Source organism: Moorena sp. SIO4A5, assembly GCF_010672005.1.
In the GTDB taxonomy this organism is placed as follows: Bacteria; Cyanobacteriota; Cyanobacteriia; order Cyanobacteriales; family Coleofasciculaceae; genus Moorena.
In genome coordinates, this window is sequence record NZ_JAAHHZ010000103.1 from 1 (window position 1) to 21286 (window position 21286).

The window sequence follows — 21286 nt, forward strand, 5'->3', positions numbered from 1 at the left end:
AGCATCGGGCATATCTGTAAATGAGTTGTTGATGACAGCGATTGATGAAACGTTAATTGATAAGGCTGCGTGTAGGGAATAGGGAACTTCGGATCAGGGAATAGTCTGAGGCGGGGGCGCGGCAGGTTTGGGGAAATGGGGATAATATGGGAAGTGTGGCAGGTGTGGCAGGTGTGGCAGGTGTGGGAAGATGGGGAGTCAGATTAGCAACTAGCTCCCCAAGACAGTGCTGCCTAGGTATTCCCTAGTCCCTAGTCCCTAGGGCGTGTTTTCAAAGTTTTCCGCAAGATTATGATCCCCCCCAGCCCCCCTTAAAAAAGGGGGGAGCCATACTCGCTCGTCCCCCTTTTTTAAGGGAAACGGGGGATCTCCGAGGCAAGAAAACACGCCCTAGTCCCTAGTCCCTATTCCCATTAACCCAGAACGAGGTACCTCAGCCAATTGAGAACTGCTATTATGAGTAAGTAACGTTTAAGTTTTCCGTAACAAGAGTGCCACTCCCCAGTTAGCGATCGCATGTAGTCTTGGTCATGGCATCATACCACCATCAGCATAGTTATCTAAATCTAAATTGTTATCTAAATTACTGGCCTCAGCCCATTCCTGATCAGGGTATTTACTTGTGAGACACCGATTGAGGTTAGGGAACAGTTAGTAAAAATATTCCATCTGCTACCAAATCCTTCAATGATGTGGTAAGATAGAGACATGGCATTAGTACCACGACCTAAGGCGGTCGAACTTACCGGACTCTCCAAAAATACTCTCAGAAAGTACGCAGATAATGGCACCATCCAATCCGAAAGGACACCAAGCGGAAACAGGCTCTTTGATACGCAAAGCCTGCTCAGTCTTGGGAAGCGGCAATCAAAACAGCCAGCCACTATCTGCTACTGCCGAGTCAGTAGTACAAAGCAAAGAGACGACCTCGCTAGACAAGTTGCCTATATGCACTCCCTCTTCCCCAGCGCCGAAATCATCAAAGATATCGGCTCAGGTCTCAACTACAAAAGAAAAGGGCTTAGAGCCATACTGGAACGGCTTATGCAAGGAGACCAGCTCACAATTGTTGTTGCCTGTAGAGACAGACTCACCCGATTCGGGTTTGAACTCTTTGAGTACTTGGTCAGTATCAACGGTGGAAAACTCTTGGTTCTCGACAACCCTGAAAGTTGCCCCTCCTCAGAGCTTACCGCCGATCGCGAAGGGTGACCAAAGGTCAATCTTCTCTCAATCATTCACGTCTTCTCTTGTAGAGTCCACGGACTCAGAAAGTACGGGACAAAAATCAAAGAAGATCCGACTGTTCCTAAACGCTGACCAACGCTTAACTATTAGAAGGTGGTTTGGAGTTTCCCGTTATGTGTTCAACAAAACCGTCAAAATCCTTGAAAATGGCGAAATTAAAGCAAATTGGAAAGCCATTAAGACTGGTATCCTGAACGATCTTCCTGAATGGTGCTTGGCAGTACCTTATCAAATCAAATCTATAGCGATAAAGGATGCCTGTACCGCTGTCAGAGAGGCCAAGAAAAAATACAAAAAATTGGGACAAATTAATCGGGTTAGATTCCGTTCTAGGAAAAATCCTGTTCAGTCTTGCTACATTCCTAAATCGGCTGTTTCTGTAAAAGGAATTTACCACACAAAGTTAGGTGCATTGACCTTTGCTGAGACACTTCCTGGCAACATTTGTGATTGTAGATTGACTAGCACTAACGGGAACTATTACCTAGTAGTCCCTTACAAAACAGCCCACATTAAAACCGAAAACCAAGGTAGGGTTGTAGCGTTAGACCCTGGTGTTAGAACTTTTTTGACATTTTTTAGCCAGACTTCCGTTGGCAAAATAGGACATGGTGACTTTTCTGGGATTCAGCGTCTATGTCAACACTTAGATAATCTGATTTCAAAGATCAGTAAGGCTAAGGGAAAACAAAAATACCGAATGAGAAAAGCCGCCAGAAGGATGGTGCTCAGAATTCAGAGCCTAGTAAATGAACTACATCACAAGGCGGCTAGATTCCTGGTTGACAACTTTGATGTAATATTGCTCCCTACCTTTGAGACGTCTCAGATGTCCAAGAAGCGCAACCGAAAACTTAGATCTAAAACGGTTCGCAATATGCTTTCTTTTGCCCATTATCGGTTCAAAGAGTTTCTCAAACAAAAAGTATCTGAGACCGGAAAGATTGTTGTTGATGTCTGCGAAGCTTATACCAGCAAAACGGTTAGTTGGACGGGCGAGATAGTTAACATTGGCGGCAGCAAGACTATTAAGTCGAAAATTGATGGTCAAGTAATGGATCGTGACATCAATGGCGCTCGTGGGATATTCCTGAGAGCTTTGGTAGATACACCCTGGCTGAAAAATCAGCTTGCATTGGCGGGCTAAAGTATACTTTGGTAGATTTTGGTAGCTAAAAAGTATCGGTATTATTGATTTGGCGTTGCTGAATCTTAGAATGAATATAAGTAGGGTGGGCATCCTGCCCGCTTGGTAATTGTAACGGGCAAGATGCCCGTGCCACCAAGATGCCCGTGCCACCAAGATGCCCATTCCACAAAACTCTTAAAATCATTCCATTATTAAGCAACGCCAGTGATTTTCCCCTACAGGTGCCCGATCCTAGCTATAGACTTTCCCACTAGGAGCTACCTAGAACAGCCAGCTTCAGCAGGCTTTTTGGCCAATTAGAGCAGTTTCATCTGGAGAAGTTGGGATAAATCAGGTTTTGGCTGCTGATTGCCGCCATTTTGGCTGGAAAAATGGCCTATCTAAGCTAACGTTTATAAAGACTTCACATAAAATTTACAATCTGGTGGGACGATTCATAAGTAATTTACAGAAAATTGCTGATAGACATGGTTAACTTTAGAAGAAGCAAAAAGTGCAGCAGGTACTCAAAGCATGTAGTTTCTCCTAGTCACTGCTTAAACGCCAAGATGCTAACCAGAGTGAAAAAACCGTACCATGCGGAATTTCTCTAACAGCCCTTGAGGTAAATAGTAACACGAGTAGTTTTAACAGTTAACTATACAACATGTCAGGCTCTCCTCTGAATAAATTCCTTTTTAAACCCGTTCTTCTTGCAGCAGCGGTATTGTCAGTACTGTCCTTACCAGTAGCAATTTTTGGCTCACAACCAGTATCCATTCGCATTCAGGGAGAACAGTGGATGGATGGTGAAATTAAGGATCTTGCTCCCCCTTACCTAGGCTTGGTTGGAGCCTTAAGTTTGGGAGTCGGTGTAGCCAGTTTGGCAATTTCAGGGTGGCAACACTCCGCCCATAAATTTTCTCAAACTCAGGACAAAGTTTCGACTCTATCTGGGGATATCCAGGCAAAAGAAAAAGAATTAGAAGACCTTAAGCTTTCTCTGTCGAGTTTGGAAGCTTCTGGACTCAGTGATTTTATAGATAAGGGAGAAACCCCGAAAACAGTTACAGAAAACCTTCCGGAAAAAGTTACCGACAAAGTTACCGACAAAGTTATAGAAAACCTTCCGGAAAAAGTTACCGACAAAGTTACCGACAAAGTTATAGAAAACCTTCCGGAAAAAGTTACCGACAAAGTTACCGACAAAGTTATAGAAAAGGTTACGGAAACTCAGGATAACAGCATTGAATTCCAGCCAGTCTTTGAAACTATAGTGACTAGCTCGAATTTTGTTGAAGAGCCCTCCATAACAACCCCTACAAGGTCTGTAGAGGATGTAACCCAGAAGTTTGCCTCAGCACAAACGTTTCTAGGTTTTGTGCGCACAAAACCTGTAGTCACCCAACCTATCCAGGTGAGTTCACCAAAACCCGAGCAGCTGGATCAACTCAACACTCAACTTCAAACAATTATGACTCAGATGGCTTCTTTACAATCTGCCCTTGATGGCACACAGAAAAGTCGACGGATTGAGGTACCTGTAGCCAATCGAGCATCCAAACAACTTGTTAAGTCCTGGTCTGTAAAGGGTTAGGAAGGTTTAAGACAAGTTGTTAGACGATTAGGGTGCATTGTTATCGAACCATAAGCTAAAAAGCATCTACTGGAATTTCCTCCAGATAGTTATGTATAGATAGTTGACTGTTGGCAATTAGTCAAAATTGCTGAATTTAGTTGACCATTTTTGCCTTCCAAATTCACAATTATAACCTCAATTTATCCATAGATTAATTTGGGATTAGCTAATTACTGGATTGTTACAATTGATATCACATTGATCCTGTTCACAAAAAGCGCCAACAAAACGCGATCATAGCGCTCATTAAATAAAACTGTTAGGGTATGTCGGTTAAGACCTTGCACAGTGTTGCTGAGTATTATAATTAGTATTATTATTAATATTATTCATGGTTCAGGCTTGATAGTAACCAACCATGAACCATGACCATGAACTATGAACCAAGATAAAGGTTTTGTCTTATCGGAAAAACTCTGACGGCGAGAGTGGAGTATCGCTTTGATTTTTTAAATTGGTTTGTGGGCTAATACTACCACTAACCGATCTTTGGGGTCTAAGTTCTGAGCGGTTTCCCCAGCCACCATTGCGTTCTGCTGCCCTAATGCTAGGTACTGATTTCCTGCCACTAGGTAGCGCTATCGGTAGAGTGTAACTTGCCTTTACGTAAGGTTGACCATCATTATTAAATCGGACGAGGTCACCTTCCATCTCTGGAATCTGCGGCTGTTGCTCTTCAGCCCTTCCTAGGTGACCATAGGGCTCATAGGTAGCTAAGAAAGAGACACTATTATTGGGGCTAACCGAGAATCGTCCTTGTAATTGATTGATTTGCCAAGCTTCCTGAAGGCGACCATCTGGTGCCACCTCCCATAGGTTAAGCCTAGCTTCCCATTGACCCTGCTCGTCTACCTCAACAACTTGGCGATCCAAAATGGAATAGGTGCCTAGGGGGTTAGAACCAAATAAAGGCTGTTGTGTCGGACGCAAATAGCGAATAGCAGCCACAGCAATTTGACTTTGGTTAGGTAGATTACTACTACCGGATACAGTATACGCACCAGGACGACTGGCCGGTTTTACACTGAGTTCTAACTCAAGGTCAGGGGATTCTTTTGGGGAGCAGCTGACACACAATGCCATTAGCATTAGGATCATAGTCACCTGCTTATTAGAGTAAAGTGAGCGAACTGTTTGACTTAAAAATTGGTAGAATCGCATAAGCATAGGTATAAACAGATTAGATATCCCTAAGGGATAGCTTACAAAGAATGACTAATTGTCAGATTAGGGGTTCAAAATATCGACTATCATAGCAAGTTGTTAAAAACGACCTAAGTTGATTGGTAGTTAGTGATGGATTTACCACGGAACCCTAATCAACGTCTAACATAATCAATACCTTGATTGTTTATAATTGATAGCTTATAATTTATAGCTTATAAAATTTTATCGACTAAGACTAGTTATGAAGCAGCAAAGTAGGTTTAGACATACATCTTTATTGAAATTTTGTACTACTCAGTTGGCAATCGCTGGCCTAGTAACCCTAGGGATTCCTAATGGTTCTGCCACTGCTGGGAATGGATTTAGTTTGTGTGCCAAAGATCTTAAAGCGGCCAATATAACTTCAGAAATCGCATCACAAGCTTGTTCAGAGGCACTACAACCTGAGGATTTATCTTTATGTGTACTGAAAATTAAGGTACTGACCTCATTAGTAGGCCAAAAAGCCTTAGGTGCTTGTACACGAGTCCGACGACCTTTGGAATTGGCTAGCTGTGTGGTTGATATTGACAATCAGATTGAAAACATAAATGCTAACTCAGTGCTGGATCACTGTCGTCGTAGCCTCCTGCCAGAGCAATTTTCTGAATGTGTTATTGGCTTGAATAGTGCCAATGTCGCTAGCCCTGACAAGGCTCTAAACACTTGTATTTCTGTTGATCAATATCCCTCCCAATTGTCTCCGACCTTTGCGCCACCTCCGGCGAGAACCTTGGTTCAGTAATTTGGTTGAGTATTGTAAGCATATGCGCGAAGCGCACGCTGCGCGAACAGCACTCAGCAGTCAGCAGTCAGCTTTATGGCACAGGCCACAAGCCCTGTGACAACACTGCAGCATTATTCCAATGCTTACCGATTTTATTCAAAAGCTGTTCGGTGTAGCTTGCCCTATGCTCATAAGCACATCAAGTACCGTGGCACAGGCTTCTAGCCTGTGACTGATTAGCTGTTCGCGTAGCGTGCGCTTCGCGCATATGCTGATAGCTGATAGCTGATAGCTGAATACTTACCTTCTATTTATTTAACCTTGTGCAAGTAATCAACAATTTCGTTAAATTTTTGAGCCACATTACCACTGGTGAATAAATCTTCAGCCTTGGCCAGACCTGCTCTAAAATCTGGGCAAACACCACAACGCCACAGATAAAACCCACCATTCCAGATAGCGGCTGGCATCAATGGGTTGGATTTACCCTTTAGGATTTCCTGGTAGTGTGCCAGCAGTGTAGTGGTTGACTCAAACGGTAACTCCTTGCCAGCCAAACCGTATTCACTCGGATGGAGTAGCAAACGCTCAAACCCTTGACTGGCTGATGCTTGACTAATGGCTATGATGGCAGTGCGATCGCGTGGGAGGTCACAGCTACCCTCTAAGCCTTTGACAAAGGTAAAATTCTTGACCAGACGCAGCTGAGATGTCTGTCTAAATAGGATTTCTGTAGGTGGATGAACATACCCGGCAACATGATGAGTCTCTCCTCTATAGGCAGACCACAGGAGTTCCATGGTTGCTATCGGTGGACGTTTACCGATTTGGTCGCGGTAGGAAACTAACTGATCAGCTTGGGGAAAATGCTGGGGTAAATAGATAAATCCTAAGCCAGTTGTCTCCAATACTTGTTGCACCTGGGGCATAGAAAGTTGGGAGAAATCCATTCCCAATCCCTGCCAAATCTCAATCAAGGGGACTCCATACTTAGTGGGCATACAATCTCCCCCATGCATGACCACAGGTACCCCAGCAGTAGCTAAGACTAAGGCGGTCAGGGGTGTGACTGGTGCAGTACGGTTTCGTCCATCATAGGGTGTTCCTAACACTGTAATCCCCAGGGATGGAGAAGAAGAAAGTGACCGAGAGGCATCTTGCCCATGGTTGATGTCCCAGGGGTGTAACCTTGGTCCAAGTTGGTCATAAGCATCCAACATTCCTGCCAGTTCTTCACTGGTCGGTCGTTTGATGCGGTGGGCAATCATAAATGCTCCAATTTGCGCTGGTGTAGCCTCTTGTGTCAACATGAGGCGGGTTGCAGTGGTGGCTTCCTCACGAGTTAAGGCTTTCCCAGTGTGTACACCACTGCCCACTTTCTTTAATAATTCCCTGAAGGCATTACTCATTGGCGATTAGTCCAAAGCTGGAAACAGTGATCAAGCTTGAGCAAGGGCTGGCAGCTGGAGGTTCCAAGCCTGAACTGTTGGCATGTCCAGCTGACGCACCAGTTGACAAAAATGCTGAATTGGTGGAATGTCTAAGCGATCGCGAGTCGTGACTAAGACCACTTGACGAGTCCACTTGGAATCCAAGGCCGAGAGGTTACCAACTAGTTTGTTGGAGCTAGCCACGGATTCTGGTAGTTTTTCTAGGGTACGCACAGCCAGAGTAGAGTCTTCCTGTACATTGATCAGGGCTGATTTGGGCAATAGGGCAATCAATTCTCCTTGGCGCACTACTCCTTGGAATGCTTCTAGGGTATTTAACTCCATAACTGCCCGCAAATTAGCCCCTAGGCGGGAAAACTGCTGTTGTACTAAACGTTGCATCCCGTAGCCACTTTTAAAGACTGCTTGTGGGTATTTAATCAGTTCTGACCAGGGCACTGGTTGATAGTTGACTAAGGGATGGTCTGATGCCATCAGGACTTCGATGGGCTCTTCGTAGAGTACCTCAACTACCATCTCTGAACTAGTGGTCAAAAAGCGATTGTTCATCACAATTGCTACATCCACTAGACCATCTCGCAGTACCTTCAAAGAGCGATCGCTTCCGAGGGCCGTCACTCGTAACTGCACTTGAGGATAGGCCTGACAAAATTGCCTTAAGATCGGTGGCAAGTAGTGAGCGCAGACTGATTGGATTGCCGCTACACACAATTCTGGCTGCTTCCCTGCGATCAAATCTGCTAATTCTTGGGTAGCAGTTTGCCACTCTTGACAGATTTTACGAGCACGGGGTAACAGCTGTTCCCCTGCAAGAGTCAACTTGGCGTGAGCAGTGCGATGAAACAGTGGCATACCCAGATAGCTTTCCAGAGACTGAATTTGTCTACTGATAGTCGATTGTGTTACGCCGCATTTTTGTGCCGCTTGTCCAAAATTACCTGTCTGGGTGACTGCCAGAAATGCCTGCAACTGCTCAATCCGCATGATTTGTTTAAGGTGTATGAGGTTTCATCATAATTAATTGAACATAGTAGATTTTTTGAGGAACTTCGGTAGAATTTGATACATTGACGCTTTCCGATTTAACTAGATCCATAACTCAACTAATGTAATCTAATAAACCTAAGTACACCAATTTCAAATGGGACAGTTACGGTGAAAGGAGAACAGGGCGCTTTGGATCCGTCAACAATCCAGGATGTTAAGAAAGTATAAATAAATAGATCAATATATAGCAGTTCTCAATTGGGTGAGTTACTTTCGTTCTGGGTTTTAGGGAGTCGGGAGTCGGGAGTTGGGAATCGGGAGATAGGTAAATGGGCATAGGTGGAGTGGTAAAAAATCCTGTGTACCTGATCAGTATGAGAATTGCGAACGCGCCCCGCGTGACCAAACGCGATGGACTTCGTCCCGCTTTGCTGCGAAGCGCGTGGCCTTTTGGCCAAGGTCAATCGCGAAGCGGTTCCAAAGGAACATCGCGTTTCCTAGTCTACTGACCTACACCAAAATTTTGGCGTTGCTTAATAATGGAATGATTTTAAGAGTGATTAGGTGCGCGCCTCCTAGGCCGGGGAACCCGGCCTTGGGTCGCACCTGTGGAACTGGCATCTTGGTAGAACTGGCATCTTGTGTAGAACTGGCATCTTGGTAGAACTGGCATCTTGTGTAGAACTGGCATCTTGCCAGTTTCAATATATTTTGGGGCGGGCAGGATGCCCACTCTACGAATATTCATTCAAAGATGTCGCACCTGTGGAATAGGCATCAGGCGTGGAACTGGCATCTTGTGTAGAACTGGCATCTTGTGTAGAACTGGCATCTTGTGTAGAACTGGCATCTTGCCAGTTTCAATATATTTTGGGGCGGGCAGGATGCCCACTCTACCAATATTCATTCAAAGATGTCGCACCTGTGGAATAGGCATCAGGCGTGGAACTGGCATCTTGTGTAGAACTGGCATCTTGTGTAGAACTGGCATCTTGGTAGAACTGGCATCTTGGTAGAACTGGCATCTTGCCAGTTTCAATATATTTTGGGGCGGGCAGGATGCCCACTCTACGAATATTCATTCAAAGATTCAGCAACGCCAAAATTTTCTCAACCACTCCTTTACCACAATAACAATATAAAGTCAATACTTATTTAATATAAGTTTTACTTATTTACATTATTTAATAACCTGAGGTGAAATTACTCGCAAAACCCTTTACAAAACTTTAGAGATTGCTTAATATAAATACATGAAGGCGCACACAAGCCGGACGAACCTCGAAAAGTTCATATTCATACCCGTAATCATAAGAACATGACTACTGTATTACAGCAGAGCAACACCTCTGTGTGGTCTCAGTTCTGCAATTGGGTCACCTCCACCAACAACCGCCTCTATGTAGGTTGGTTTGGTGTATTAATGATCCCAACCCTGCTAGCTGCTACCACCTGCTTCATCATTGCATTCATCGCTGCTCCTCCTGTGGACATCGATGGTATCCGCGAGCCCGTTGCTGGCTCCCTGATGTATGGAAACAACATCATCTCTGGTGCTGTTGTTCCTTCTTCTAACGCCATTGGCTTACACTTCTACCCAATCTGGGAAGCTGCTTCTCTAGATGAGTGGCTATACAACGGTGGCCCTTACCAGTTGGTAGTGTTCCACTTCCTGATTGGTGTATTTGCCTACATGGGTCGTGAGTGGGAACTAAGCTACCGTTTAGGTATGCGTCCTTGGATCTGCGTCGCTTACAGCGCACCCGTTGCAGCTGCTAGCGCCGTGTTCCTGATCTACCCAATCGGACAAGGTTCTTTCTCCGATGGTATGCCTCTCGGTATCAGCGGAACCTTCAACTTCATGTTTGTGTTCCAAGCTGAGCACAACATCCTAATGCACCCGTTCCACATGCTAGGTGTAGCTGGTGTATTCGGTGGTTCCTTGTTCAGTGCAATGCACGGTTCTTTGGTAACCTCCTCCTTAGTACGTGAGACTACTGAAACTGAGTCTCAGAACTATGGTTACAAGTTCGGTCAAGAGGAAGAAACTTACAACATCGTTGCAGCTCACGGCTACTTCGGTCGTTTAATCTTCCAATACGCTTCCTTCAACAACAGCCGTTCCTTGCACTTCTTCTTGGGTGCATGGCCTGTAATCGGCATCTGGTTTACTGCACTGGGCATCAGCACCATGGCATTTAACCTGAATGGCTTCAACTTCAACCAGAGCATCATTGACTCACAAGGTCACGTGATCAACACCTGGGCTGATGTACTTAACCGGGCTAACCTAGGTTTCGAGGTAATGCACGAGCGTAACGCTCACAACTTCCCTCTAGACCTAGCTGCGGCTGAAGCTACTCCTGTAGCTTTGACTGCTCCAGTCATCAACGGTTAATTTCAACTTGGTTTAATACGCTAAGTTAATAAAAAGCGCTCTCCATATGGGGAGCGCTTTTTTGTTTGATAGTAAGCATTCAGCTATCAGCTCTCAGCTATTAGCTCTCATCTCTGAGCTATCAGCTCTCAGCTCTCAGCTCTCAGCTCTCAGCTTAATTAGTAATGGGTGAAACCGACCAAAATTGGCAGTTTCACCCATTACTAATTCAACTAATTGTTGAGTTTTGATTGAGCACAGCTAGCCACTATTTGGTAGGGATGCTCACCAGACAGAATTCAATAAATTCTATCTATGGCTCGTATACGAGATTGCCATCATCGTTGGCAATGTGCTCATCTAGATCAATGCTGGTCTCATTCAAGTCTCCATTACGTTTCTGGCACTTAGCATTCATGATACTTTCACCGGAGATGTAAGTATCCTGGCAAGTCTCAATGAAGTTGTAAGGTTGCCAGACAAGATTACCATCAAGATTTTCAATGTAAGGGTTCAGGTCAATACAAGTGTAGTTTAAATCATGATGGGCCGTGTAACAATAAGCGCATAACTCAGAATCACTAACATGGGGAACAGAGCAACTGCGGCTAAAGTCACCTGCAAAAGCATTATTGGCCAATACACCAAAGGAGATTGCCACGGTAAACAGAAAACAAGCAATTGTCTTCAAAAGACCTTTCATGATCATTAACTCCAAAAATGGAAACTAACTAGCATCTAAAAACCATTGCAGCGTGTTAATAAATCTGCCGCATGGTGTCAGGTAACCCTGATTTAGGCTTACAAATCAAATCTAGTTAAAAATTTCTGGGTGGTCAATACTTCACTATCTAGATCGAAAAGTGCTTATAATCCTGCAAATTTGTATCAAAATTTACTAATTGACAAACTGCTCAAAACATGAATTGGTCAGTGGCGATGGCATGGACGCTTTGGCCTTTCCCTTTGCCTAGCCTAGGGTTCAACAGGGAATCCCAAAGGGGTGAAAGTGGCGAATTTGTATTAGATTTTACAAATTGACAAATTTCTCAAAACATGAATTGGTCAGTGGCGATGGCATGGATGGTTTGGGGTCCCGCTTCGCGATTAGCCTGAAGGGCTAGCGCCTTCAAGGGATCGCTACCGATAGTGAGGCTATGGAGGTTTTGGGGTCCCACTTCTTGTAAGCAAACGGATGACAGTGGTGAGGAGGCTTGCTCGGTAATAAAATTTTCCTAGTAAAATTTCCAGCCAAATTTCCCTAAAAGCTTTGATACCGACGCTCACCAACCATAGGTGGGTCGAGCGCCGGACGTCGAGCCTAAAGTTTAAAAGGTGAAAGTGGTTCTGAGGGTACCGATCACCACGTCATCATTGTCAGAACTTTGGTTAGGATTCAAAAGCCAAACTACACCAGGAGTAACGGAGATGTTGTTGTTGAGTTTATACTTATAGAACGCTGAAACCTGGTAGGCAAAATCATTGTCAAAGTTACTGTTGCCATCATCTAAATCCAGTCCTCTGAGGGTTGGTGCCGCACCACCAAAAATTCCCGCCAGATTACCTTTTTTGCCCAAATCGGGAAAAGCGATACCAGCAGCAAAGTTCCAAATTTCCGCATCACCCAAGCCAATCAACTCAGCATCGGTGTAGCCTGCCCAGCCATTGAGTACGATGTTGGGGGTAAGTCTCAAAGAGGTTTGAACACCGAAAGAGTTACTTTCCACTTTTGCGCTATCAAAGTCAACGGTGCCTAAACTGGTAGCATTCCCCAAGGCTGCTGGATTGAGATTAGCTAGAGCCGTGCCAGTACCCCCTAGGATTAAACGGGGTCGTCCATCAGCATTATCTTCGTAACCCCGAATGTAGGTGAATCCAACTTTGAAATCACTACCATAAACCAACTGAGCGATCGCAGAAAAGTTGCCATTGAATAGACCCTGGCCTTCTTGAGGATTGCTAGCGGTGTTGGAGATGTAACCTAAATCAATCCGAACATCCTTGATGGGCTTGATGGCAAGAGCAGCCCCAGCACCGAATGGCCCAATCCGATAGATGGGATTACGTTCAGCAAAACGGGTAATAGCATTGGAACCACCAGCACGACCTTCAAAGAAAGGGTTAACGGTATCGACGTAATAGTGATGCAGTGCTCGGTTAGCCAACAGTTGAACCGTTACTTTATCCCCTAGGGGGAACTTATAGCGCAAGATATCAATAATAACGTCATTACCGCTCGGTCCATCGTAGGTAAAGCGACCTTCTTGAGTTCCGGCCAGTTCACCACCAGCCCCTGTGATCAAAGTTGGGGCATCCCCAGCCTGGAGACGGGTTTGGAGCATGTCCTTACCGGTAAAACTGGTTAAGAAGTTGAGACGAGTCCGGTTGTGAAAAACGGTCTGAACATCATCAGCATCCCCTCCAAAGGCATCAGCTAGAGCAAAGATCACCTCACCCTTGAGTTTAGTGGTGGTGGAAAACTGATGGTCTTCTAAGAACGCTACTCGTCCTTCTAGGTTATCTACTCGTGCCCCTAGGGTAGCCAGTTCTGTTTCAAACTCCTGTATTAACCGTTGCAGACCTTCTAAGTCCTCACGGGTGATAAAATCTCCAGTAACGCCCCCCAGTAAACGCTCAATCTGGTTCAAACAGGAATTCAAACCAGCAGCAAATTCGTAGCGAGTCAAGGCTCGGTTACCTCGGAAGGTAGCATTAGGATAACCAGCAATACAGCCGTAGCGTTCTACCAAAGAGCGTAATGCTTCATAAGCCCAATCTCCAGGGGAAACATCTCTGAGTTGAGACACATTAGTGACTTGTTCCATGGAGTCATCTTCTACAATCTCTCCATTTAGTTGAGAAACACCAGTCACCGGTCCCATCAAGTCATCTTCTGCAGTTTCCCCATCACCGTATGAGGTAACTGATTCTATAGCAGAATCACTATTGGAATTACTGATATCAACCGTATGCCCAGTAGAGGCATCAGCCACTAATGGTAGATCAGAGGGAAGAACAGACTGAGTTAGGGAGGTGACCTCAGGGAGTGCTTCTACTGTCAGTGTTTCTACTGTAGTGGTAGGGTTGACAGCGGATTCTTGAGAGATTGTCTCTTCTGGCAAAGCTTCCTCAGTTGCTGCTACTGCTGAGGATGAAATCAATAGGGTTGCCCCAACAAACAAGGTGGGCGATTTTAGCACAGAGAGCCACAAATTTTTTGATCTGTTCACAGGGTTTCCTCACACACAATCAGGGTTTTGATAGGTGCGCTTTCCGGATCTAATTATTAAATTCGCCACGGGTCGCACCTCTGGATCAAGTCAACACGACTACGGTCTCTTTTTAGGTATGTCACTAATTTATGACAAATTGATGACAATATGGCACACAGAGATAACAGATCAGGAAATACCAGCTTCAGAATTCTGGTAGTTCTTCTGCTCATCTTCCGATACCGTCATGGTCGTTTGTCCTGACTTAGTCTCATTTGAGCCATTTTTGATCAGTTTTTGATCAAGGGATAGTTTAAGAGACGATTAACTTTACCGATTTAAGAATTACCTTGGATGGAGGTTTTGTTTGTATTTTTTAATACAAAAAATTTTGGCTTTATGGGATTAGAGCATAGTATCGATGTAATTATGACAATAAAATCCGATATTAAATCGGGTTTAACCGCTGTAATCCAAATTTTTGATATATTATAAATATTTATTTTAATTAATACTATTATAAGTAACAATAAACAATTATTAAATTCGGGAATCGGGAATCGGGAATCGGGAATCGGGAATCGGGAATCGGGAATCGGGAATCGGGAATCGGGAATCGGGAATCGGGAAACAGACTCAGGTGTGGGGTCTGGGTTTGGGGAGTAACTGGCGTGGCCATTGCCAATGCGATCGCATTAGCCAAGGGAACCGGGAATAGGCAAGCTAGCAACAGGGAATAGAGAAACAGGCGGAAGTGAGTTATGCGTGAGTTGTACTTGAGTTGGGCTAACTCACAAGCAAAGAGGGCTTACGCCCTCTGATTTTTGGTCAATATAAAAATTGAATATAGTTTGGCTAGTATACTTAGAGTGTACCACTTTTTTTGAGCGAGCGATTAAGTGGAGAGCTAAGTAATGACATTTATCAGCCCCAAATTTTCTGAGCATAATATGGTAAAATCTCATTTTTATTTACGATAATATAGCACCAACATTAGCTATATATAAAATTACTAACCTCTTATAATCATGCACTTTTATGGCCGCTAAGGACTTTTACCATGAAGTAGTCAAAACAGCTCTCAACAAGGACGGTTGGACTATTACTCATGACCCTCTAATTCTAGAACTATCATCTGGTCGTCTTGAGGTAGACTTAGGAGCAGAACGTTTAATTGCTGCTCAAAAAGATCAGAGGCGAATTGCTGTAGAGGTCAAGAGTTTTTTAGCACCTTCTACTACCTCAGAATTTCACACTGCACTCGGACAATTTATGAATTATCGCGTTGTTTTAAAGGTAAAAGAGCCAGGTAGAGTACTTTTTCTAGCCGTACCGAGTAAAGTATATCGCAACTTTTTTCTTGAGGAGCTAGGACAGTTAAGCGTAAAAGAGTACAAGGTAAAACTAGTAGTTTTTGACCCAGACGAGGAGGTAGTTGTACAGTGGAACGATTGAACCAGTATCGGCAATGGATTCAGCAGGTTTTAGATCGACATAAACAGTTTGTACCTTCTTATGGTGAGATTGAACAATTTACAGTTTTTGACCACAACGATGATCATTACTTACTAGTAACAGTTGGCTGGGAAGGTGACCGCCGAGTTTGTGGTTCGTTGATCCATATTGATATTAAAGGAGGAAAAATCTGGATTCAACATGATGGTACTGAGGTGGGTGTAGCCAATGAGCTCGTAGAATTAGGAGTACCTAAGTCAGAAATTGTCATCGGTTATCATGACCCCAATGCACGTAAGTTGACAGAATTTGCCGTAGGATAAAAGGTGAGTTATGCCTGAGTTGTAACTGACTTGGGCTAAGTCCCTAGGAAAGAGCGTTATAGTTTGAGTAGCTCATCTCACCTAGACCATGCCACGCTCACTGAGAGTTCGCCCAGAGTATATTGACCAGGTCAAACTAGCCGTTCAACGCAACGGTTTCCCTCGCCAGAAAGACCTAGCTGACGAGTTATTGATATCTCTATCAACCGTCAATAATTATCTCAATGGCAGACCTGTAGATAACCTGAATTTCAAAGAAATTAGTGAAAAACTGGGGCAAGACTGGAACGCCATAGCATTCTTTGACGAAAATACTAATGATACGTCAGCCCATGGAACAATAAACTCAGAGGTAGTGATCACACACTGCCCTGAAGAAGACTCTTCATTGATTTATGTCCAACGTCCTCCCATTGAACAGTCTTGTTATCAAGCCCTTTTAGGTCCCGGTGCGTTGGTCAGGATTAAAGCCCCGAGGCTGATGGGGAAGACATTGCTGATGGTGAGAATGTTGGATCAGTTTGCGGAGAAGGGCTACCGAAAGGCCTATGTAAATTTCCACTTAGCCCATAGCAATGACTTGACCGATGTCGATCGATTGTTCAAGTGGTTTTGTATCAGTGTTGGCCAAACCTTGAAGATACCGAATCGGTTAAGAGACTATTGGGATGAAGACTTTTCCACGGCTAAAGTGGATTGTACCGAATACTTTGAGAACTATCTTCTGCCTGAAGCTGGCGCTCCCGTGGTTTTATGTCTCGATGAAGTAGACCGAGTTTTTCCCTACCCTGAGGTAGCTTCAGAATTTTTGGGATTGCTGAGGGCGTGGCACGAACGGGGGAAAGTGGAACAGGTCTGGAAACGGTTGCGGTTGGTGGTTGTCCATTCCACAGACGTTTATATTCCCCTCAATATTAATGAATCCCCGTTTAATGTGGGAGTGCCCATTGAATTACCAGAATTTACCCCCCAACAAGTCCAGGAATTAGCCCGACAACATGGACAGGATTGGAGTGAATCCCTTGTGGAGCAACTGATGGAGATGGTGGGAGGTCATCCTGATCTAGTACAGCAAGCCTTATCTCACTGCCAAATCAACGGTAATGACTCCCTAGCGCAACTGTTGCAAGCCGCTCCTACAGATGCTGGCATCTACGCTAACCACCTGCGACATCTGTGGCGGATGCTGCAACCACACCCAGACTTGGCCAAAGCACTGTTACAGGTGATTGATGCTAACGCTCCTGTGCATCTGGACTTGATAGCAGCCTATAAGTTGTACAGCATGGGGCTAGTGAAAAAGCAGGGCAATCAGGTCAGGCTCAGTTGTAATTTATATCGACAGTATTTTAGAGACCGCCTTGGAGAACTGCTATGAGTACAGGAGCCTATCAGGTTGGGGGATGCCTACCACCGGATGCTACTACTTATGTGGTGCGTACCGCTGATGGGGAACTTTATCAGCAGTTGCTGGCTGGAGAGTTTTGCTATGTCTTGAATTCCCGCCAAATGGGGAAGTCTTCCCTGAGAGTGCGAACCATGAAACGGCTGCAAAACCAGGGAGTGGCTTGTGCATCAATTGATATTACGGAATTAGGAACCCAACAGGTTACCCCAGAGAAATGGTATGGCGGCTTAACCAAAACTCTGATTAACCGATTCGGTCTCCAGGATAAATTATCATTTCGCAGCTGGCTCAATGAGCACAAAGATATTCCCCCAGTACAGCTTTTTCGAGAGTTTATCGAAGAGGTATTACTGATCCAAATTGCCGAACGGATTGTTATTTTTATTGATGAAATTGATAGCGTTCTGCAACTGGCGTTTAAAGATGACTTCTTTGCCCTAATTCGAGCCTGTTATAACAAACGGGCGGAAAATTCTGCTTATAATCGCATCAGTTTTGTGCTGTTGGGGGTGGCGACACCAGGGGATTTAATAGCAGATAAAGACCGCACCCCGTTTAATATTGGACGAGCTGTTGAGTTACATGGCTTTCAACTCCATGAAGTTGAGCCGTTAGTCAAGGGATTGGAGGGACATGTCAGTAACCCCCAGGCTGTGATCCAGGAGATAGTAAAGTGGACAGGAGGACAACCGTTTCTTACTCAAAAGCTTTGTCAGTTGGTGGTGAGTTCTGGGTGTTGGGATCCCCCCCAACCCCCCTTAACAAGGGGGGAGAGGGAGAAGGTATGGATTGAGAAGGTGAGTTCTGGGTGTTGGGATCCCCCCCAACCCCCCTTAACAAGTTTGGATCCCCCCCAACCCCCCTTAACAAGGGGGGAGAAGGAGAAGGAATCGATTGAGAAGCCCTTGACAAGTTTGGATCCCCCCCAACCCCCCTTAACAAGGGGGGAGAAGGAGAAAGCATGGATTGAGAAGCCCTTGACAAGTTTGGATCCCCCCCAACCCCCCTTAACAAGGGGGGAGAGGGAGAAGGTATGGATTGAGAAGCCCTTAACAAGGGGGGAGAGGGAGAAGGAGTGGATTGAGAGGTTAGTGCGATCGCATTTTATCGACAACTGGGAAGCTACCGATGAACCAGAACACTTGAAGACTATACGCGATCGCATTCTTTGTAATGAGCAACGGGCTGCCTATTTGTTGGAATTGTATCAGCAGGTGTGGCAGCAGGGGGAAGTAGTTGCTAATAACAGTTTTGAGGAGGGGAAGTTACAGTTATCTGGGTTAGTGGTCAAGCACAGACTTGGATCGTCTCCAGTTCTTAAAGTCTATAACCCGATCTACCGTGAAGTCTTTAATCAGCACTGGATTAACCAAGAATTAGCCCAGTTACGTCCCTATTCGGAAGCCTTTAGGGCTTGGGTGGCGTCGGATTGTCAGGATCAGTCACTATTGTTGCGCGGTCAAACTCTAAAGAATGCTCAAGCTTGGGCAAAGGGTAAGAATTTAAGTTATCAGGATCAACAGTTTCTGGCAGCAAGTGAGAAAAAGCAGATAGAGGAGCAAATCGCTCAAAAAGAACGAGATGCGGAATTAGAGAGAGAGAGGAAAGATAGGGAAGCTGCCCAGAAGATAAATCTGGTACTAACTGAGGCGAATCGGAAAGCAAAACGACAGATGCTTTTCGGGTTGGGTGTCTTAATTTTAGCGTTATTGGGAGCTGGGATTTCTGTAAAAATAGCAGCAATTCGAGTGCTAGAAGCGAATCGCCAGGTTGATTCTGCCAAAATAGAACGTGACCAGGCAAAGGAAGAAGTTAAATATGTCTCGCAGCTATCTGAACTAGGTGGAGAACTTTACAAAGCCAATAAGCGCTCTAAGGCAGAAAGAGCCTGGGAACAAGCCGCTCTGTCCTTTCAGATTCAAGATTATGAACTCAAACAAGCCATGCTGCTGAGCAATATTTCCATTGCTTATCAGCAACTTGAGGAGTTTGATCAGGCCAAGAAGGCAGTTTCAGAAAGTTTGAAACTATTAGCAAATTCAGATAAGATCAACTCTCTAGAACACTCAGCTCTTCTTGCCCAATCTTTAAATACCCAAGCTCGTTTACTCGCAGCTCAAGGAGATACTCAAGGAGCATCGTCTGCTTACGCCAAAGCTTTTGATACTATCCAATTAGTAGGTAGTGATTTAACTAGGATAAATCCAGCTATACGGGTTTATTTTGGAGAAATTGTAGAGAGTGTTTATCAGGAGTTTATTGGGTCACTTTTAGATTCTGAAGAAACTGGCTCTAACCAGCAAACTCTGATAAAAGTTCGTCAGGTTATTGAATCTCTCCATTTGACTCAACTCAATAACTTCCGTGAGATAGTTCCCTTGAATCCTAATCTAATCCAAATTGATCAGATTGATTCCCAAGCAGCAGTAATCTATCCTATTATTTTGGACGACCGGTTAGAAGTAATTCTTCACTTGCCCGGTCAACCATTGCACCGCTACTCAACACCTTTATCTGCAGAAGAAGTTGAGGAAACGCTTAAGAATATGCAACGACTATTATTGAGTCCATGGCGACGTCTGAGATCTTATCGAAATCAAGTTTACAAATGGCTTATTAAACCAGCAGAAACTGAATTAGCTAAAAGCAGCATCAAGACTCTCGTATTTGTGCCAAATATTGGGCTAAGAGATATTCCTATAGCAGCTCTCCACGATGGTCAGCAGTATTTAGTAGAAAAATATGCCATTGCTGTTACCCCTGGTTTACAGATACTAGAGCCTCAGCCCCAGGTACACAGACCTTTAAGAGGTTTGATTGCTGGAGTTTCTCAAGGTCGCCAAGATTTTGGAGGCCGCCAATATTTTGGATCATCACCTGGAGTTGAGAAGGAGGTAGAACAAATTAGCTCAATGATACCGAGTTCAGTTCTACTCAATCAGAGCTTCACTAGTACAGCCCTGAAAAACGCACTTAACTCCTCTTCCTTCCCTGTAGTTCACTTGGGAACCCATGGACAGTTTTCTTCAGAAGATACATTTATATTGGCTTGGGACAAAAAAATTACAGCCAAGGACTTTGAGGAGTTACTGGGTTCAAGAGAACAGGAAAAATTCGACCCGATTGAATTACTCGTGCTCAGTAGTTGTGGAGGTGCTGTAGGGAATAATCAAACACCTTTTGGATTAGCGGGATTAGCCCTAAGATCTAAAGTAAGCAGTATCCTGGGCACTCTGGTGGCTGTTAACGACGAATCCACTGCTGAGCTTATGGTTCAGTTTTACCAAGAATTCACTCAACGGAACGTTACCAAAGCTGAAGCCCTGCGCCGTGCTCAGTTAACTCTGTTAAAAAATGATCCATTCAGTCATCCCAATTACTGGGCACCCTTTGTTCTAATCGGTGACTGGCGCTAAGGAGCTATGACAAGGATGTTAGTTTCGGTAATTCTTGATTAGAGCTATCCAAAAAAATAAAATATATAGGAATTGATCAGCTTTCCACTGCTCCAAATAATGCTATCAAAAAATCTCCCTTTATGGTCAAACCATTTTGATATTCATCAATGCCATATTTATCGTTTCATCTATCGTCTACTTTAAGAACATTTCGACAGCCTATAAAATACAGGATAATCGACTTAGATGCCTTATGAAAATAGTTTATTGGTTTGTTAAACTATCAGTAAAAGCTTAATCACAACCATCCTAGCCATGTTCAGCACAACAGTCACCGATACCGGGCAAATCACTCTCCCCGAAGAAATTCGGGAGCATCTTAACCTTGTCAGCGGTAGTAGAGTCGAGTTCGTTATTGACGAAGACGGTCAAGTGAAAATGTTTCCTCTCAATGTTCCAGTGGAAACCTTGTCAGGGATCCTGCATCGACCAGGTAAAGTACCAGCTACCCTCGAAGACATGGAAAGCGCCATCTCTGAGAGAGCCAATATTAGCTTAGAGGTTGTCTGAGAAGTCTCATTTGCTACATCCAAGCCCCTTAAATCCCCATCTGTAAAAAAGCGAAGCATCCGCTAATTCCCCCCAGAATTGGGGGGTTAGGGGGGCGGGGGACTTTTACCAGCAAATTGATTCTTGTTCCCCCCAGAATTGGGGGGCTAGGGGGGC

General features: G+C 44.5%; 21 protein-coding genes. 10 read left to right on the plus strand and 11 right to left on the minus strand.

Going from position 1 to position 21286, the window contains the following annotated elements; genetic code table 11:
* Positions 1-578 precede the first annotated feature (578 nt).
* Positions 579-758 carry a hypothetical protein gene (locus tag F6K57_RS25030; protein WP_293071343.1) on the minus strand — a complete coding sequence of 60 codons (180 nt, stop codon included), beginning with the start codon at positions 756-758 and terminating at the stop codon, positions 579-581.
* Here F6K57_RS25030 and F6K57_RS25035 point away from each other — a divergent pair.
* A complete protein-coding gene (locus tag F6K57_RS25035; protein ID WP_293071329.1) occupies positions 709-1212 on the plus strand; it encodes an IS607 family transposase in 504 nt (167 codons plus the stop codon). The two genes, F6K57_RS25030 and F6K57_RS25035, sit on opposite strands and share 50 nt — an antisense overlap.
* Positions 1139-2395 (plus strand): transposase, encoded by a 1257-nt coding sequence (locus tag F6K57_RS25040; protein ID WP_364304069.1) that lies wholly within the window; start codon positions 1139-1141, stop codon positions 2393-2395. The genes F6K57_RS25035 and F6K57_RS25040 overlap by 74 nt, the downstream gene beginning before the upstream one ends.
* 25 nt (positions 2396-2420) lie before the next feature.
* Here F6K57_RS25040 and F6K57_RS25045 read toward each other — a convergent pair whose 3' ends face one another.
* A complete protein-coding gene (locus tag F6K57_RS25045; RefSeq protein WP_293071330.1) occupies positions 2421-2582 on the minus strand; it encodes a hypothetical protein in 162 nt (53 codons plus the stop codon).
* Positions 2583-3044: 462 nt separating this feature from the next.
* Between F6K57_RS25045 and F6K57_RS25050 the strand changes: the two genes are divergently transcribed.
* Entirely contained in the window at positions 3045-3974 is a 930-nt protein-coding gene (locus tag F6K57_RS25050; protein WP_293071331.1) for a hypothetical protein, read from the plus strand.
* Positions 3975-4418: 444 nt separating this feature from the next.
* Here F6K57_RS25050 and F6K57_RS25055 read toward each other — a convergent pair whose 3' ends face one another.
* Entirely contained in the window at positions 4419-5120 is a 702-nt protein-coding gene (locus tag F6K57_RS25055; RefSeq protein ID WP_293071332.1) for a hypothetical protein, read from the minus strand.
* A gap of 304 nt (positions 5121-5424) precedes the next feature.
* Here F6K57_RS25055 and F6K57_RS25060 point away from each other — a divergent pair, with 304 nt between their 5' ends.
* Positions 5425-5967, plus strand: a complete 543-nt coding sequence (locus tag F6K57_RS25060; RefSeq protein ID WP_293071333.1) for a hypothetical protein — start codon at positions 5425-5427, stop codon at positions 5965-5967.
* Between the two features lie 293 nt (positions 5968-6260).
* Here F6K57_RS25060 and F6K57_RS25065 read toward each other — a convergent pair whose 3' ends face one another.
* The 5 genes from F6K57_RS25065 to F6K57_RS25085 form a co-directional block, all read right to left on the minus strand.
* Positions 6261-7358, minus strand: a complete 1098-nt coding sequence (locus tag F6K57_RS25065) for an anthranilate phosphoribosyltransferase family protein (protein WP_293037110.1) — start codon at positions 7356-7358, stop codon at positions 6261-6263.
* Between the two features lie 30 nt (positions 7359-7388).
* Positions 7389-8384, minus strand: coding sequence for a LysR family transcriptional regulator (locus F6K57_RS25070; protein WP_293037108.1), 996 nt, complete (start codon positions 8382-8384; stop codon positions 7389-7391).
* A 257-nt stretch (positions 8385-8641) separates the two neighbouring features.
* Entirely contained in the window at positions 8642-8851 is a 210-nt protein-coding gene (locus tag F6K57_RS25075) for a hypothetical protein (RefSeq protein ID WP_293071334.1), read from the minus strand.
* Positions 8852-9135: 284 nt separating this feature from the next.
* On the minus strand, positions 9136-9294 hold the full coding sequence (locus tag F6K57_RS25080; RefSeq protein ID WP_293071335.1) for a hypothetical protein: 159 nt from the start codon (positions 9292-9294) through the stop codon (positions 9136-9138).
* A complete protein-coding gene (locus tag F6K57_RS25085; RefSeq protein WP_293071336.1) occupies positions 9281-9469 on the minus strand; it encodes a hypothetical protein in 189 nt (62 codons plus the stop codon). The genes F6K57_RS25080 and F6K57_RS25085 overlap by 14 nt, the downstream gene beginning before the upstream one ends.
* A 236-nt stretch (positions 9470-9705) precedes the next feature.
* On the opposite strand from F6K57_RS25085, the gene psbA reads away from it, so the two are divergent.
* On the plus strand, positions 9706-10785 hold the full coding sequence (psbA, locus tag F6K57_RS25090; RefSeq protein WP_271968296.1) for a photosystem II q(b) protein: 1080 nt from the start codon (positions 9706-9708) through the stop codon (positions 10783-10785).
* A 292-nt stretch (positions 10786-11077) separates the two neighbouring features.
* On the opposite strand, the gene F6K57_RS25095 is transcribed toward psbA, so the two are convergent.
* From F6K57_RS25095 to F6K57_RS25105, 3 genes are all read right to left on the minus strand, one after another.
* Positions 11078-11467 carry a CVNH domain-containing protein gene (locus F6K57_RS25095; protein ID WP_293019211.1) on the minus strand — a complete coding sequence of 130 codons (390 nt, stop codon included), beginning with the start codon at positions 11465-11467 and terminating at the stop codon, positions 11078-11080.
* A 625-nt stretch (positions 11468-12092) separates the two neighbouring features.
* A complete protein-coding gene (locus tag F6K57_RS25100; protein WP_293071337.1) occupies positions 12093-13994 on the minus strand; it encodes an iron uptake porin in 1902 nt (633 codons plus the stop codon).
* Between the two features lie 499 nt (positions 13995-14493).
* The gene (locus tag F6K57_RS25105) at positions 14494-14706 is read right to left on the minus strand and encodes a hypothetical protein (protein ID WP_293071338.1); all 213 of its coding nucleotides are present in this window, start codon (positions 14704-14706) and stop codon (positions 14494-14496) included.
* A 308-nt stretch (positions 14707-15014) separates the two neighbouring features.
* Here F6K57_RS25105 and F6K57_RS25110 point away from each other — a divergent pair, with 308 nt between their 5' ends.
* The 5 genes from F6K57_RS25110 (at position 15015) to F6K57_RS25130 (ending at position 21130) form a co-directional block, all read left to right on the plus strand.
* Positions 15015-15431 carry an element excision factor XisH family protein gene (locus F6K57_RS25110; protein WP_293071339.1) on the plus strand — a complete coding sequence of 139 codons (417 nt, stop codon included), beginning with the start codon at positions 15015-15017 and terminating at the stop codon, positions 15429-15431.
* Positions 15419-15754, plus strand: a complete 336-nt coding sequence (locus F6K57_RS25115) for a XisI protein (protein WP_075900259.1) — start codon at positions 15419-15421, stop codon at positions 15752-15754. The genes F6K57_RS25110 and F6K57_RS25115 overlap by 13 nt, the downstream gene beginning before the upstream one ends.
* An 88-nt stretch (positions 15755-15842) precedes the next feature.
* Positions 15843-17132 carry an AAA-like domain-containing protein gene (locus F6K57_RS25120; protein ID WP_293071340.1) on the plus strand — a complete coding sequence of 430 codons (1290 nt, stop codon included), beginning with the start codon at positions 15843-15845 and terminating at the stop codon, positions 17130-17132.
* Positions 17129-20578, plus strand: coding sequence for a CHAT domain-containing protein (locus F6K57_RS25125; RefSeq protein WP_293071341.1), 3450 nt, complete (start codon positions 17129-17131; stop codon positions 20576-20578). The genes F6K57_RS25120 and F6K57_RS25125 overlap by 4 nt, the downstream gene beginning before the upstream one ends.
* A gap of 297 nt (positions 20579-20875) precedes the next feature.
* The gene (locus F6K57_RS25130; protein WP_293071342.1) at positions 20876-21130 is read left to right on the plus strand and encodes an AbrB/MazE/SpoVT family DNA-binding domain-containing protein; all 255 of its coding nucleotides are present in this window, start codon (positions 20876-20878) and stop codon (positions 21128-21130) included.
* The last annotated feature ends 156 nt before the right edge of the window (positions 21131-21286 follow it).

Bases quoted from the DNA above. Each gene is read 5' to 3' on its own strand.
- F6K57_RS25070 (WP_293037108.1), bottom strand. From the start codon at position 8,384: ATGCGGATTGAGCAGTTGCAGGCATTTCTGGCAGTCACCCAGACAGGT.
- F6K57_RS25130 (WP_293071342.1), top strand. From the start codon at position 20,876: ATGTTCAGCACAACAGTCACCGATACCGGGCAAATCACTCTCCCCGAA.
- F6K57_RS25065 (WP_293037110.1), bottom strand. From the start codon at position 7,358: ATGAGTAATGCCTTCAGGGAATTATTAAAGAAAGTGGGCAGTGGTGTA.
- F6K57_RS25120 (WP_293071340.1), top strand. From the start codon at position 15,843: ATGCCACGCTCACTGAGAGTTCGCCCAGAGTATATTGACCAGGTCAAA.
- F6K57_RS25095 (WP_293019211.1), bottom strand. From the start codon at position 11,467: ATGAAAGGTCTTTTGAAGACAATTGCTTGTTTTCTGTTTACCGTGGCA.
- F6K57_RS25110 (WP_293071339.1), top strand. From the start codon at position 15,015: ATGGCCGCTAAGGACTTTTACCATGAAGTAGTCAAAACAGCTCTCAAC.
- F6K57_RS25080 (WP_293071335.1), bottom strand. From the start codon at position 9,294: ATGAATATTGGTAGAGTGGGCATCCTGCCCGCCCCAAAATATATTGAA.
- F6K57_RS25035 (WP_293071329.1), top strand. From the start codon at position 709: ATGGCATTAGTACCACGACCTAAGGCGGTCGAACTTACCGGACTCTCC.
- F6K57_RS25050 (WP_293071331.1), top strand. From the start codon at position 3,045: ATGTCAGGCTCTCCTCTGAATAAATTCCTTTTTAAACCCGTTCTTCTT.
- F6K57_RS25045 (WP_293071330.1), bottom strand. From the start codon at position 2,582: ATGATTTTAAGAGTTTTGTGGAATGGGCATCTTGGTGGCACGGGCATC.
- F6K57_RS25085 (WP_293071336.1), bottom strand. From the start codon at position 9,469: ATGAATATTCGTAGAGTGGGCATCCTGCCCGCCCCAAAATATATTGAA.
- psbA (WP_271968296.1), top strand. From the start codon at position 9,706: ATGACTACTGTATTACAGCAGAGCAACACCTCTGTGTGGTCTCAGTTC.
- F6K57_RS25060 (WP_293071333.1), top strand. From the start codon at position 5,425: ATGAAGCAGCAAAGTAGGTTTAGACATACATCTTTATTGAAATTTTGT.
- F6K57_RS25125 (WP_293071341.1), top strand. From the start codon at position 17,129: ATGAGTACAGGAGCCTATCAGGTTGGGGGATGCCTACCACCGGATGCT.